11 protein-coding genes are annotated in these 13,368 nt (G+C 39.3%); 5 read left to right on the top strand and 6 right to left on the bottom strand.

Annotation, left to right across the window (positions count from 1 at the left end):
* Positions 1 to 3 precede the first annotated feature (3 nt).
* Positions 4 to 3,018 (bottom strand): tetratricopeptide repeat protein, encoded by a 3,015-nt coding sequence (locus tag QHT84_RS12660; RefSeq protein ID WP_283239933.1) that lies wholly within the window; start codon positions 3,016 to 3,018, stop codon positions 4 to 6.
* Positions 3,019 to 3,217: 199 nt separating this feature from the next.
* Between QHT84_RS12660 and QHT84_RS12655 the strand changes: the two genes are divergently transcribed.
* Complete coding sequence (locus QHT84_RS12655) at positions 3,218 to 3,901, top strand: cell division ATP-binding protein FtsE (RefSeq protein ID WP_283239932.1); 684 nt, start codon at positions 3,218 to 3,220, stop codon at positions 3,899 to 3,901.
* On the opposite strand, the gene QHT84_RS12650 is transcribed toward QHT84_RS12655, so the two are convergent.
* Together QHT84_RS12650 and QHT84_RS12645 are read right to left on the bottom strand one after the other, a co-directional pair.
* The gene (locus tag QHT84_RS12650; protein WP_283239931.1) at positions 3,870 to 5,129 is read right to left on the bottom strand and encodes a glycosyltransferase family 39 protein; all 1,260 of its coding nucleotides are present in this window, start codon (positions 5,127 to 5,129) and stop codon (positions 3,870 to 3,872) included. The genes QHT84_RS12655 and QHT84_RS12650 overlap by 32 nt on opposite strands.
* Positions 5,126 to 5,959, bottom strand: a complete 834-nt coding sequence (locus QHT84_RS12645) for a 2OG-Fe(II) oxygenase (protein WP_283239930.1) — start codon at positions 5,957 to 5,959, stop codon at positions 5,126 to 5,128. Before QHT84_RS12645 ends, QHT84_RS12650 begins: the two co-directional genes overlap by 4 nt.
* A gap of 56 nt (positions 5,960 to 6,015) precedes the next feature.
* On the opposite strand from QHT84_RS12645, the gene QHT84_RS12640 reads away from it, so the two are divergent.
* From QHT84_RS12640 to QHT84_RS12630, 3 genes are read left to right on the top strand one after another with little or no spacing between them, the layout of a single operon-like run.
* Positions 6,016 to 6,912, top strand: coding sequence for a glycosyltransferase (locus QHT84_RS12640; RefSeq protein WP_283239929.1), 897 nt, complete (start codon positions 6,016 to 6,018; stop codon positions 6,910 to 6,912).
* Entirely contained in the window at positions 6,905 to 7,648 is a 744-nt protein-coding gene (locus tag QHT84_RS12635) for a class I SAM-dependent methyltransferase (protein WP_283239928.1), read from the top strand. The genes QHT84_RS12640 and QHT84_RS12635 overlap by 8 nt, the downstream gene beginning before the upstream one ends.
* A gap of 3 nt (positions 7,649 to 7,651) precedes the next feature.
* Entirely contained in the window at positions 7,652 to 8,578 is a 927-nt protein-coding gene (locus tag QHT84_RS12630) for a glycosyltransferase family 2 protein (RefSeq protein WP_283239927.1), read from the top strand.
* Here QHT84_RS12630 and QHT84_RS12625 read toward each other — a convergent pair.
* Both QHT84_RS12625 and QHT84_RS12620 read right to left on the bottom strand, forming a co-directional pair.
* Positions 8,555 to 8,968 (bottom strand): sugar 3,4-ketoisomerase, encoded by a 414-nt coding sequence (locus QHT84_RS12625; RefSeq protein WP_283239926.1) that lies wholly within the window; start codon positions 8,966 to 8,968, stop codon positions 8,555 to 8,557. The two genes, QHT84_RS12630 and QHT84_RS12625, sit on opposite strands and share 24 nt — an antisense overlap.
* Positions 8,965 to 10,050: a glycosyltransferase gene (locus QHT84_RS12620; RefSeq protein WP_283239925.1), complete on the bottom strand. Its 1,086-nt coding sequence runs from the start codon at positions 10,048 to 10,050 to the stop codon at positions 8,965 to 8,967. The genes QHT84_RS12625 and QHT84_RS12620 overlap by 4 nt, the downstream gene beginning before the upstream one ends.
* A 142-nt stretch (positions 10,051 to 10,192) precedes the next feature.
* Here QHT84_RS12620 and QHT84_RS12615 point away from each other — a divergent pair, with 142 nt between their 5' ends.
* The gene (locus QHT84_RS12615) at positions 10,193 to 11,320 is read left to right on the top strand and encodes a glycosyltransferase (RefSeq protein ID WP_283239924.1); all 1,128 of its coding nucleotides are present in this window, start codon (positions 10,193 to 10,195) and stop codon (positions 11,318 to 11,320) included.
* Positions 11,321 to 11,374: 54 nt separating this feature from the next.
* Here QHT84_RS12615 and QHT84_RS12610 read toward each other — a convergent pair whose 3' ends face one another.
* A complete protein-coding gene (locus QHT84_RS12610) occupies positions 11,375 to 13,363 on the bottom strand; it encodes a S8 family serine peptidase (RefSeq protein WP_283239923.1) in 1,989 nt (662 codons plus the stop codon).
* Positions 13,364 to 13,368 lie beyond the last annotated feature (5 nt).

Genomic DNA, 13,368 nt, shown 5'->3' with positions numbered 1-13,368 from the left:
AAATTAATTTTGGATAGATGAGTTCGTTTTCGCGGCTTCGCCTTTAATAAAATCCAATTCGGTTTGCGCTTCGGCCACCACATCAGTATAGGTGGCAAAATTTTTAATAACGCTGTCTAAGATAGAAGTCGCGCTGAAATTATCTTTTAACTGATAATAATTTTTAGCCATAATAATCAATCCTTTGGCACCAAAATACTTGTAGCCCGAATACTCTTTGGCTAATTTTTGCACCGCTTTATTGGAATCCTCGAATTTTCCGTCTTTGTTTTTGAAGTAGGCGTCGTAATACAACGCTTCTGCTGCCAATTCTCCTTTGGCGATAGTCATCAATTTGGCATACGCTACCCGGGCTTTGGCCTCATCATTTACCTTAATCGCCGAACGTGCTACAATAATTTGCGCATCACTCTTAATTTTGTTGTCGGTTTTCGGATTGGCCAACACTTTATCGGCATAAACCACCGCATTGGTGTAGTCTTTTTGTTCGTAATAGGCACGCATCAAATTGGCTTGCGCAAAAGTGACATTCTGCGGAAAATCGGCTTCGGTTTCCAAACGTTTCAAAACCGGAACCGCTTTGGTGTAATCGTCTTTTTTCAAATGAATTTCAGCCAAACGCGCCAAGGATTGTTCTGTAAATTCGTTTCGCGGTTTGCTGATTACGAATTCGTAATTCGGAACCGAATTGCTTTCCAAACCATCGGCATAATACGACTGCGCCAAATAAAAATTGGCTTTGAGTGCGTGAATGCCGTTCGGAAATTTAGAAACATACCCACTCAAACTGGAAATGGCTTGCTTGGTATTGTTTTGTAAATATTGTTTTTCAGCCGATTCATACGTGTCGTTATCCAATTCGGCATCGGACACTTCCACAAAATCGAGCGTTCTTACCCAAGAAGCGTATTCGTCTACTTTGCCGTTATCCATGTAAATTAAACGCGCGGTAGACACGGCCTCTAACGCTTCGGGAGAACGCGGATAATCGGCGGCTACTTTTTTAAATTTGGCCAAAGCCAATTCGTCTTTTTGGGCATTGTAATACACCAAACCTTGTCGCAATACCGCTTTCGAAGCAAACGAACCGTTTTTGAATTCGCTCAACAACTGGTCGTAGGTTTTCACCGCCAAATCGGTTTTGTTCTCGGCTACATAGGTATTTCCTAGTTCAAACAAGGCATCATCACGGTATTGTGATGTTTTGAAATTTTGTAAAAACTTATTGAAATCCTCAATTTTACGATCGTTGCGATTCACAAAACCGTAACTCAAGGCTTTTTGGAATGCCGCATAATCGGCATCAATCCCTTTCATTTCGATGGCTTTGTTGTAGGCATCCATGGCCGGCCAATATTTGGACGTTACAAATCGGCTGTCACCCAATCGCAAATAAGCATCGTTCAAACGTACTTTATCGTCTTTGTTCCCATCAATAAAACTTTGGAAATAATTCCCGGCTTGGTCGTATTCTTTTTGTTTGAAATACGCATAGGCGATATTGTAATTGATGTTTTTATTTTCAGGCGTTTCCTTAGCCGAAGCATAACCCGTAAACTGTTTGAAGCTCAACAACGCCTCATTAAAATTATCCAACACATACTCGGTTTCGCCTTTCCAGAAGGTGGCTCTGGCGGTGAACTTTTCGTTTCTCGGCGTGGCTATCGATTTTTTAAACATGGCCAACGCTTCTTTGTAATTCCCGTCGGTATACAACTCAATCCCGCGGTAGAATGTTACTTTTTGGTAGGCCGGTTTGTTGGTTTCCGTGTTGTTTTTTTCCAATAACACCAAAGCATCTTTGTAGTTTTTGGAGGTAATATAAGAGTTAATCAAGAGCGTTTCAATCTCTGTTTTACTTGGGGAATTCGGATACTTCGTAAGGAAAGCCGACAACACATCGGGAATACTTTGGTAGGAGTTTCCGATTTCATAACTCAACTTAGCATAGTTCAAGAAAGCATCTTCCTGAATTTTGGTGTCAAAATCCATTTCGGAAGCACTCTTAAACGCATTTAAAGCTTGTTGCTTTTTGTCGGTTTTGAAATAACATTCTCCTAAATGGTAGTAGCCGTTTTGCGCTACACCATCTTTCCCGTCAATAATTTTATTAAACTGAAGAATGGCATTTTCGTAGTCTTTTTGTTTGTAGTAAGCATAGCCTAATTGGTAAAAATCGGTATTGCTCCACTTCCCTTTTTTACCTTTGTATTCTTTCAAATACGGCAACGCTTTGTCGTACTGCTGTAAGTTGAAATAACTTTCACCAATGATTTTATTCAACTCCGACTTCTCTAGAGCCGTCGATTTCGACATGGCCTCCAAACCGGCATCAATGGCTTTTTGAAACGCTCCGGCTTTGAAATGCATATCCGCCTGAAAATACGAAAGCTTGTCTTTGTACTTTTCTTTATCTTCAATCTGTTCGAAGACTTTATTGGCTTCTTGGTAATTGTCGCCCTCATACAACATCATACCTAAGTAATATTTGGCTTGAGAACCGTATCCTTTCGAATTGGAAACTTTATTGAAATAATTGGCGGCTTCTTTTTTGTTTCCGGCGGTGTAATACGCGTACCCTTTTTGAAAGTTGAATTTTTCAGTTTGTTCGTAGGTCAACGCGCTTTCATCTACTTTATCAAAATACTGCAAGGCTTGCGGGTATTTGCCTTGCTCAAAGTAATATTGCGCCACTTCGATGTAAGCCTGATTTTGTTTAGAACTCGTAGGATAATCGGCCACGAATTTTTCCATCAACTCATCGGCATTGTTTTGATTTAAATGAATGGCGCAATTGGCAATGTAATAAGCGCAATCGGCCTGTATATCGTCTTGTTTGTTCTCTTGTTTGACTTTTTCAAACAAAATTTGAGCCGACTGATACTGCTTGTCTTTATACAATAAAAGTGCTTTGTCAAATTCTGACAGCGGATGCGTATAAATAGCAGATTGTTGGGCTGAAACTTCAAAAAACACTGCCGTTACCAGCAGAAAACATAACATTAAAACTTTACGCATGATTCGTATTTTTAGTTTTTCAAAAATATTACTCTACAGCCTATAACGTAAAAACATTGTTATTTATTATAAACATTGTTGTAAACAATTCTTAAAGTGGAAAGTTCTTTTTTACATGTCAAACCTTGTGATTTTGGAATTTGGAATTTGGAATTTGGAATTTATATTTACTACTTTTACCACATAAACAAAATTACTCATGTCACAAATAGTTTTATCATTAAAAGACGTTACGATTTATCAGGAAAACAAAGTGATTTTATCCCAAATCAACTTGGATGTCAAAGAAGGTGAGTTTTTATACATTATTGGTAAAACCGGAACCGGAAAGAGTAGTTTTATGAAAACCTTGTATGCCGATTTGCCCTTAACCGTGGGTCAGGGTCAAATTGTAGGTTACGACTTAGCCAACTTGAAAGAAAGCGATATTCCGTTTTTAAGAAGAAAATTAGGCATTGTATTTCAGGATTTTCTGTTGTTGCCCGATCGCAGTGTAAATGAGAATATGTTGTTTGTACTGAAAGCCACCGGTTGGACCGATGCGGCTTCGATGCAAAACAAAATCATCGATGTTTTAGAAAAAGTAGGCTTAAAAGGTATTGCGAACAAGATGCCGCATCAATTATCGGGTGGCGAACAGCAACGCGTGGCCATTGCCCGCGCACTACTCAATGACCCCGAATTGATTTTGGCCGATGAACCCACCGGAAATTTGGACCCTCAAACCAGCGCGGAAGTCTTGGGCGTGTTGAAAAAAATTAATGAAAACGGGAAAACCGTAATCATGTCGACGCACGATTATGCCGTGATTATGAAATTCCCGGCCAAAACCCTGAAGTGCGAAGACAACACTATGTTTGAGGTGGTTCAGAAAACAGTGTAGTACCCTTTTGGCGATACACAAAAAGTCCTAAAAGCAAGAATACAAACGGAAAAGTCACCAAGTGAAAGCGGTCGCCCTGACCACAGGAAATGCCGGACAATATTATGATGTAGGCAATAAAAAAGGCTATTACAAATTTCCATCGGTTAGTCCTGAAGTTCTTCAACATAAAATAACCCGCCAAAACCACAGCCAACAAGCTCAACAGTCTGTTTTGCCATTTGGTCACATCAAAAAAGAATGTTTTCCAAAAGTCGAAATCGGGACTGTTTTTCTTGTTTTCCAAAAAATGAATACAAGAATTCCCCGAAATGGTATTTTCTTTCACATCATCAAAATAAGCCTTCACAAAATTGGGAAAGTTATTTTGGAGTTGATTTTTTAAATCGGCTGCCGCTATTTTTTTCTGCTCGGTAAAATCGAGTGTAAACAAATATTCGGCTCTCGGATTATTAATTTGGTCGTACGTCGTTCCGTTTTTAAAACATTCGGCCTTACTGCAAATGTAATTGTGATAGGTGACACCGTCGATGTAACTAATCGTAAAATCACCATATTGAATTCGCATCCCAACCACCTGAATCAGTACCATCAAAACACTGCCGTAAAAGAAAATCATACTGCGTTGTCGGTAGTTTTTAAGGAGTTCTTTGAAATAGAACAATACGATTACAATAGCTAAAAATTTAGCTCCCGGCTTAATGAGCATACTGCTTATAAACACCGCCAACGAAAAAGACAAGTAACCGAAATGCCGGGTTTTATAATACTGCAGCAACGTATAAAACGCCAGCATGATACAAAACACAAAGATGTTTTCGGTAAGCAAATGAAAGTTGAGTACGGTATTCCCTACCACCAAAAAAGGCAAAATCGCAACACCAAAAGCTTTTTTTGGGCTCACAAAATTTTTGAGGATTTCGAAGAGTAAAATGGAAGTCGATAACCAACAGAAAATATTCACCACCAAACTCCATGTAAAAATTCCGGCATCCGAACTCCCGAACAAATACGGGATTCCTGTAATAAAAGCCATCACCATCGGTCGGTAAAAGTGTCCGGTAAACTTGTGATACATTTTTTGAGCCGACTGCAAATAGTTGTCGCAATCGGGAAAAATGATGGTTTGTTGGTCGAGTTGCAGTAATCCGTTGAGCACTGCCAAACTACCTAATCCGACCAGTATAATGAATATATAGTAGCGGTATTTTCGGAACACGGCACTCATGGGTTACGATCTTTCTTGTATACATGCGGATTTTCCCGCACGCCTTTCTTAAATACTTTGCGCAAACACATTCGCAAAAACGTATCAGCCCGCAACAACACATCGGCGAGTTTATTTTCGGGACGACCGCGAAATGAAGTCACATGAAAGGTGTCGGTCGCCAATAACGGCGTTTCCGAAAAATAATAATTAGACACACAGCGTCTGACATTATCCACGACCACCGGCGACACCGAATGCAATGATTGGTTGTGTGTTTCCATCACGGCCAATCGGTTAAATTTACTGTAAATGGTAATGGGTTCAGCCTCAAGTCCGTTAGGCCAAAGTTCTAAATTACCTCCGTTTTCTTCCTGCCAATCGGGCGTAACGTAGTACAACAAATTGAGCACACGCCACCATTGTCGGTCTTTATCATGAGAATTATCCAAATGCGGGTTTAAAAATTGATCTTTACCCATAGCGGAAATACCACCGGCATACAAATATTCATCAGGAATCGGATTGGAGATGTTACAAATGTTGCCTATCAGTTCCACTACGCGTTTGTCCTGAAACGCATAAATAATCTCTTCGAGCAACGGATGGTATAAATTCATTTGAGCCGCCACATACTTGTTTTCGCGTAAGCTTTTCTTCAAAACCATGGCCTCGGGTTGCGGAAAAACCTCGGCAATTTGGAGTGCTACCGACTCGGGCAATAAAGCATCGATAAAAAAATAACGAATTCCGGTAGGATTGTTTTGAAATTGCGCTTTTAAGGTTTCTTTTGCTTCGCTGAGTTTGTCAAAAATAAGATTCGCCAAATCAATTCGGTTCAAATTGCTCATATTGCCAAAAAAATAATTTTCTTTGTAAAGGTATTTATTTAATTCGGTTTCCCTAAATGATTTCCATCTTAATTCCGACATACAACTACAACATCCTGCCTTTGGTGAGCGAATTGAACCGTCAGTGTATTGCGGAAGATATTCCTTATGAAATCATGGCACTCGACGATGCTTCGGAAGACCAAGAAATTACCGCTGAAAACAGCAAAATCAACGCGCTGCCCCATTGTGTCTTTGAACGCAACACTATCAATTTGGGTCGAACCAAAACCCGAGCCTTATTGTGCGAAAAAGCCATGTACGACCGTTTACTGTTTTTAGATGCCGACGTCATGCCGGGCAGCGCTGCGTTTATCAAAAATTACGTTGGCGTTATCAGAGAAGACGCCACGGTTTTTGGCGGCTACCAATACGAAAACCAACGCCCGGTGCAGGACAAAATACTGCGCTATGTGTACGGCAAAACCAGCGAGGAAAAGTCGGCTGCCGATCGCAATAAAAACCCGTATCAATACGTTTTTTCGGGTAATTTTCTAATCACCAAAGCCGATTTTATCCAACACAATTTTCAGGGAAGCGAAAAATACTATGGTCTCGATCCGTACTTTGCGTATCAGCTGCTCATTCATCACAAAAAAGTAAAGCATATCGACAATGCCGTGTATCATTTGGGATTGGAAAACAATGAAATCTATTTTAAAAAATCATTGGAAGCGGTAGACGCCAAACTCGAATTAATGTTAGACCTGAAAGACATTCACAAAATCAATCCTATTACGCGTTACTATTTAACTCTTAAAAAATACGGTGCCTTACCTGTGATGGCATTGCTTTTTAAAATCTTCGGGCCGTTTTTGAAAAAAATGGTTTTCCGACAACAACCCAACATGTGGTGTTTCAAATTATACAAACTCGGCTATATGTGTGCTGCAAAACCGGTGACTCATGTATAAAGTACTCCAGCAACTCATCCATTTTATTTTGCCGCGAAAGGTATTTTTCAAAAGCGAATTGGTGTTACGTAGACTGTTGTATTTAGGCTACCGCGGTCATACCTTTACCTGCACGGTTTGCGGCAAAGGTTTGCGTACCTTTATCACCGGAAAAAACGGCAATCTGTTGTGTCCGAATTGCGGCAGCTTACCCAGAAACCGTCGCTTATGGCAGCTTCTGGAAACCGAATTTCTCCGACCGGGCATTCATATCCTCGATTTTTCGCCCTCGCGTTGCTTGTATCGTAAACTGAAAAAAGTGCCGCAAATAAAGTATACAGCCACCGATTTATCAAACGATTTTATAGCCGATACCCAATACGACATCACCCACATGGCAGCACCGGATGATCAGTTTGATTTGATTATTTGCTACCATATTTTGGAGCATGTGATTGATGATATAAAAGCCATGCAAGAACTCTACAGAGTACTGAAACCCAATGGAAAAATTCTGATTCAAACACCGTTTCAAGAAGGGTCGATTTATGAAGATTACAGTATTACTTCGGCTGAAGAGCGTTTGAAACATTTCGGGCAGGAAGATCACGTTCGTGTGTATTCGGTTTCGGGTTTGCGGGAACGATTGGAGCAAAGTGGCTTTGAAGTCGATGTTCGAACGCATTTTGAAGAAAATACCGTAAACGGATTGAACGCTCAGGAAACCGTACTAGTAGTCACCAAAAAAATGCCCTAACCGATGCCGTTTTTCTCCGTAATCATAGCGCTGTATAACAAAGAAAATTTTGTAGAAAACACCATAAAAAGTGTGTTGGCGCAGCATTTTTCGGATTTCGAATTGATCGTTGTAAACGACGGTTCTACCGATAACAGCGAAGCCAAAATGCTGTCGTTTTCGGATCCGCGCCTTCTCTATTTCTCTAAACCCAACGAAGGTGTGGCGGCCACTCGAAATTTCGGAATTGACAAAGCCTCGGCCGATTTCATCTGTTTTTTGGATGCCGATGATTATTGGTATCCACAGTTTTTAGAAGTCATGCACCGTTATATCGACCAATTGCCCAATCAAAAAGTGTTTACTTGCGGCGTACAAATTGAAACCGAAAAATCGAGTTTCCCGGCGCAGTATTCGGTTGCCAAAACCGGCGACTACGAAATCGTAAATTATTTTGAGGCCAGTAGCAAAAAATCGATTATTTGGACTTCCGGCGTAGCGCTACATCGCAGTGTTTTAAAAACGGTAGGTGTTTTTGACGAGCAGATCAAAAAAGGGGAAGACACCGAGCTTTGGATGCGTATCGGATTGCAATTCCCCGTGGTGTTTATTTGGCAAATTTTAGCGCGTTACGTGTATGACCACCAAAGTATTTCGCGAGGCTATCATTACTTTTTTGAGGAATATACTTTTGCCAAATACGAAGCTTTGGAACGCGAAAATCCGCTGCTTAAAAAGTTTATGGACTTGAATCGGTTTTCCGCTTGCATCAAATGCAAAATTATAGGTAATGACCCCAGAGCCGAGGAATTATTCCGTCAAATAGATGCACAAAATCTGAATTGGAAAAAAAGAATCTTGGTCCGATTACCCGCGGGAATACTCAAACTCCTGATTCGTCTCAAAGCCATACTGGCCGACTGCGGTTTAGGAAAGTCGGTTTTTAGATAACTGAAATGCTTTATAACTTCTGAGGTAATCGGCTTCATCAAACACATCCGAAGCCACAACCAAACAGACCGAACCGGAAGAAAAATTATTGAGCTCACGCCAAATGCCGTTCGGAATGAGTAAGCCTTCATCGGGTTTTTTGAGTGTCACGGTTTTCTGCTCGTTGCCGTCGGTTAGCACCACGTCAAAACTACCGCTTAACGCTACCAAAAACTCCGATTGTTTTTGATGCGAATGTCCGCCGCGCTCAGCACCACTCGGCACATCGTATAAATAATACACGCGTTTTATGGGAAACGGTATCACCTCCCCTTCAATCACGGAAAGATTGCCGCGCGTGTCGTGAATCTTGGGTATTTTCAGAATTTTAATGTCGTTGATGGTGGTCATGCTTGCTTTACTAATTGTTGCCAATGTTGGGTAATGGTATCCAAAGATAAGTGTTCTACACTTTTTTGAGCGTTATTTTTACAAGTTTGATACAAATAATCATCGGTTATCATTTGATTGATGGCTTCCGTCACAGCTTGAACGTTGTGATTGGGCACTAATAATCCGTTTCGTAGGTGTTGCACAATTTCTCGCGGCCCGGTTTCACAATCTACCGAAATGACCGGTGTTCCCGCAGCCAACGACTCCACTAACGACATCGGAAAGCCTTCAAAATAGCTCGTTAACAGTGTTGCTCTGGCATGTTGAATATAGGGAACGATTGGGTTTTGAAATGGTAAAATCTTGATGTACGTTTCGGCTTTGACCTCGCGAATTTTTTGGGCTATGCGTTCTTTGTCGGTACCATCGCCCACCAATAACAACTGATAGTTTTTCTCCTTGGCTTCGGATAGCGAAAACGCTTCAACAAGCAACGAAATATTTTTGATAGCATCTTCCAATCGACCGAAAAAAATAAAATACTGTGCCGGCGCATCGGTAGGTTTGTCATACACTTTATCCGGAAAAACAACCGGATTGTAAATGGTTTGCGTATTGGTAAAACCGTATTGTGCTTTGGCTTTGGCTTCTATTTCCCGCGATACAAAAACGAGTTTGGCGGCTTTTTGATACAAGAATTTGGCCCAAAAAACCGATTTGGGCAGGTACATTTCAAGATTCGAACTGTGAATCATAAAAAATACACGACGCTTCCCGTAAATGATTTTTGTGAATAATTCACGCAATAACATTGGGCGCGATCGGATATCAATAATAGTATCGATGTTATGTTGCTTCAAATAGCGGGCAATATACCGGCCTTTTTGCAATGGTTTCAGGCCGCCGTTCGAGGACGAATACAGCTTCCCCAAATTGAGCAATTGCCCTTTATACTCATACGCTACAATATCTTTAATTATGATATGATGCACGTCATAACCCAACTGATGCAACATCGTGCCCAGTAAACTGGCAAAACGCTCCGCTCCGCCGTGACCGAGTGACGAGGAAACAATGGCTATGGCATTGCTGTTTTTCATTTCTTACTTATATTGCAGCAGTATTTTTTCAAAACGGAATCCATTTTCAGCGTAAATATAAGTAAACGCTACGGAAAATTGACTGCGAGTTTCCTTCCGATCCGGAATTGAATACTATTTAAAGAGGAAATACCGAAAGATCATGAAAATTTTACTCATCGGAGAATACAGCAGACTGCACAATTCGCTGAAAGAAGGTTTGCAGGAACTCGGACACCAAGTTACCTTGTTGGGTTTTACGGATGGCTTTAAAAACTATCCGGTTGATTTTCCGTTGGTAAAAAAATGGGACCGCGGTTGGCGGAAGAAACTGAAATTGGCGGTTTTACGTTGCACCGGTTTCGACATGACTTCGTACTTCACCTATTTACAATTTCTAAAATACCAAAAGCATTGCCAAGGCTTTGACGTGGTACAACTCATCAACGAACACAGTTTTTTTTGTAGTTATGGATTTGAAACCAAAATCCTGAAATACTTGTTTCAACACAATAAAAAAGTGTTTTTGCTGTCTTGCGGCGACGATTACAGCTATGTAAACTACAACTTTGAACATCCCGATAACCCTTCGATTGTGCAACCGTATATCAACGGGAAAATTGCCGATAAAGATTTTGAAAATGTGTTGAAATTCAGGAGAAAATCGTTTCAAAAACTACACGATTTTATCTATCAAAACATACAAGGCGTGATGGCAACCGACATTGATTATCACATTCCGTTGCAACATCATCCGAAATATTTGGGGTTGATTCCCAATCCGATTCATTGGTCGAAATTTCCGAAAAGCGACATCAAAATCAGCGATCGTATTATTATTTTTCACGGCATTAACAGCGGCAGTTATTATAAAAAAGGAAATGATTTTTTTGAAAAGGCTTTGCAAATCATTCAGCAAAAATACCCCGAAAAAGTCTCTGTTTTGGTCACCCGAGATGTACCGTACCAAGACTATATTAACCGATATAACCAAGCGCATATTGTTTTGGATCAGTTGTACGGTCACGACCAAGGTTACAATGCTTTAGAAGCTATGGCTAAAGGAAAAGTGGTGTTTACCAACGCTTCGGAAGTATTTGAAAAGCACTATCATATAACCGAAAAAGTAGCGGTTAATGCGTTGCCCGATGTGGACTATTTGGTGGCGCAATTGTCTTTTTTAATTGAAAATCCGGAAGAAATAAAAACCATCGGTAAACGCGCCCGTGCTTTTATTGAAAAGGAACACGATTATTTAAAAATAGCTGAGAAATACCTAAAAATTTGGTAAAAAAAGGATAGTAGTACTACTATCCTTTTCAAAAATTAAATTCAACTTTTACATCTATTGCTTTACAAATTTTAAAGTTTCATTAAACTCATTAGAAGATAGCTTTACCAAATATATTCCTGTAGAAAGATTAGGGATGGTTAGCTCAAAATCATTCTGAATCACTTTGGTTTGATAAATTATTTTTCCTGAAACATCTAAAACTGTAACACTTATATCTTTCAGATTAGTGTTGTTTAATGATATCGAAAATGAACCTTGATTAGGGTTAGGGTAAAGAATAGCTTTGTTAACCTTTGCGGGTTCTTTTATATCTTTCGTAATTCCTGAAGATTTTGAAGTTGGAAGACATACAGTTAGATTACCATCAATTTTTAAATCTACAAAACCATTGTTATTTGGCCTGAAATCAGAGTTTTGAAGCACTTCAATTTCATTTTTGGCTACAAAATTAGAAGTATTACTATCTCTAAATATCTGATTGGAAATGGTTAGCTTGTTATTTATATGTTGCAAATCAAAATCAAACCTCCAAAAATCTTGCCCGTCAATTAATGCATTTCCTGAAGCATTCATCATTTCATAGGTAAATTCCACTGCATCGCCTGTTTCAAGTTTGCCTGCACCCGAACGACCTAAATAAGGCTCATTTCCCGGAATATGCTCAAGATTCTTCGAAGTGAGTTGAAGTACATCTTCAACCTCATCAACTATTAAACATTGGTTTACTGATAGCATTAGGCCAACAGTACCCGATACATGTGGCGCAGCCTGTGAAGTACCACTACCATAATAAAGATTATTCCCATGAGAATCTACATTTCCAAGTACATACCATGGATAAATCAAGGAATTATATCCAGGCGCCATAATATCAATTTTATCATTAGTTGTGTGAGTTGCATTAGAAAATGAGTAAGGACCATTACCTTGGTAATCCATCACAACTGATGGTGATATTTGGTCTTCCGCAAATCTAGTTACTTGTCCCCAACCTGGCTCATTAACAGTGACATCTCCCCATTTGTTTAGATGATTTACACTTCCAACCGAAATAACATGATTATATGATGCCGGATAATCATATAACATGTAATTATTGTTAGCATAAGCTGCATCGAATGATGTCTCATTTCCTGATGCTGCAACACAAACAACATTATAATCTTCGTACAACTCATCAAATATCCATTGATAAAAAGAATCGTTATTATTTGTAGTTATGATATGACGCCAACTCATATTTATAACATTTGCTCCATTGATTGCTAACTGCAATAATCTATTAAAATTTGGAGTAGGATTAAGCACTGTTCCCGGATTTCCATACAAAAATTTTGTGAAAATTATTTTGCAGTTAGCACATATACCCACAGTACCATGATAATTATTACCCCATGCTGCTGCAATTGCTGCAACTCCGGTACCGTGCCAAGAGTCATTGGTTAAACTATAAGGTGGATTATAGCTCCAATCAAAATAACCAGGAAGCAAAGTTATCTTCTCCTTAAAATCAATATCGGCAGTATCAATTGCACTGTCAGATATCCCAATACTAACATTTAAACTACCATAATGTGGCTCAAAATCCCATGCCTTTGGAACTCCAATATAATCGAAATTTTTTAGACTCGCATTAATCCCTGTATTGAGAATTGGACTTGTAGTGCCATAATCATTTGGATATGTATCCAACAGTATACCTTTAAAATCACTCACATCCTCATATCTAATGTATTTTTCTGGAAAATTATTCATCAGTTCTTCCATTAGTGTTTTATCATAGGTTATGAAAGTAAAAACATTGAGGGTCTGTTGTCTTTTTGAGTCTGGAAAGGCTTGTTGAAAATCCAAAACTTTATAATTTTCAAAAAAACTTTTTTCTTTGATATCATCACCTGAGTATACTAAAATGCCATTTTCTAAACTAAATTTTGGCATTTGGCTTTTATCAGCTACTTCAACTAAAAACACATATGTTTCCTGTGAAAAGACATCGGTTGTTAAAAAAAAGATAGACAAATAAAAAAATATCTTTCTCATAGTCA

Source organism: Flavobacterium sedimenticola, from assembly GCF_030053345.1.
In the GTDB taxonomy this organism is placed as follows: domain Bacteria; phylum Bacteroidota; class Bacteroidia; order Flavobacteriales; family Flavobacteriaceae; genus Flavobacterium; species Flavobacterium sedimenticola.
The sequence above is the reverse complement of the archived record's forward strand: the minus strand, read 5'-3'. Positions and strand labels throughout refer to the sequence as shown.

Coding starts and splice junctions, on each gene's coding strand:
- QHT84_RS12660 (WP_283239933.1), bottom strand. CDS start 3,018: ATGCGTAAAGTTTTAATGTTATGTTTTCTGCTGGTAACGGCAGTGTTT.
- QHT84_RS12655 (WP_283239932.1), top strand. CDS start 3,218: ATGTCACAAATAGTTTTATCATTAAAAGACGTTACGATTTATCAGGAA.
- QHT84_RS12650 (WP_283239931.1), bottom strand. CDS start 5,129: ATGAGTGCCGTGTTCCGAAAATACCGCTACTATATATTCATTATACTG.
- QHT84_RS12645 (WP_283239930.1), bottom strand. CDS start 5,959: ATGAGCAATTTGAACCGAATTGATTTGGCGAATCTTATTTTTGACAAA.
- QHT84_RS12640 (WP_283239929.1), top strand. CDS start 6,016: ATGATTTCCATCTTAATTCCGACATACAACTACAACATCCTGCCTTTG.
- QHT84_RS12635 (WP_283239928.1), top strand. CDS start 6,905: ATGTATAAAGTACTCCAGCAACTCATCCATTTTATTTTGCCGCGAAAG.
- QHT84_RS12630 (WP_283239927.1), top strand. CDS start 7,652: ATGCCGTTTTTCTCCGTAATCATAGCGCTGTATAACAAAGAAAATTTT.
- QHT84_RS12625 (WP_283239926.1), bottom strand. CDS start 8,968: ATGACCACCATCAACGACATTAAAATTCTGAAAATACCCAAGATTCAC.
- QHT84_RS12620 (WP_283239925.1), bottom strand. CDS start 10,050: ATGAAAAACAGCAATGCCATAGCCATTGTTTCCTCGTCACTCGGTCAC.
- QHT84_RS12615 (WP_283239924.1), top strand. CDS start 10,193: ATGAAAATTTTACTCATCGGAGAATACAGCAGACTGCACAATTCGCTG.
- QHT84_RS12610 (WP_283239923.1), bottom strand. CDS start 13,363: ATGAGAAAGATATTTTTTTATTTGTCTATCTTTTTTTTAACAACCGAT.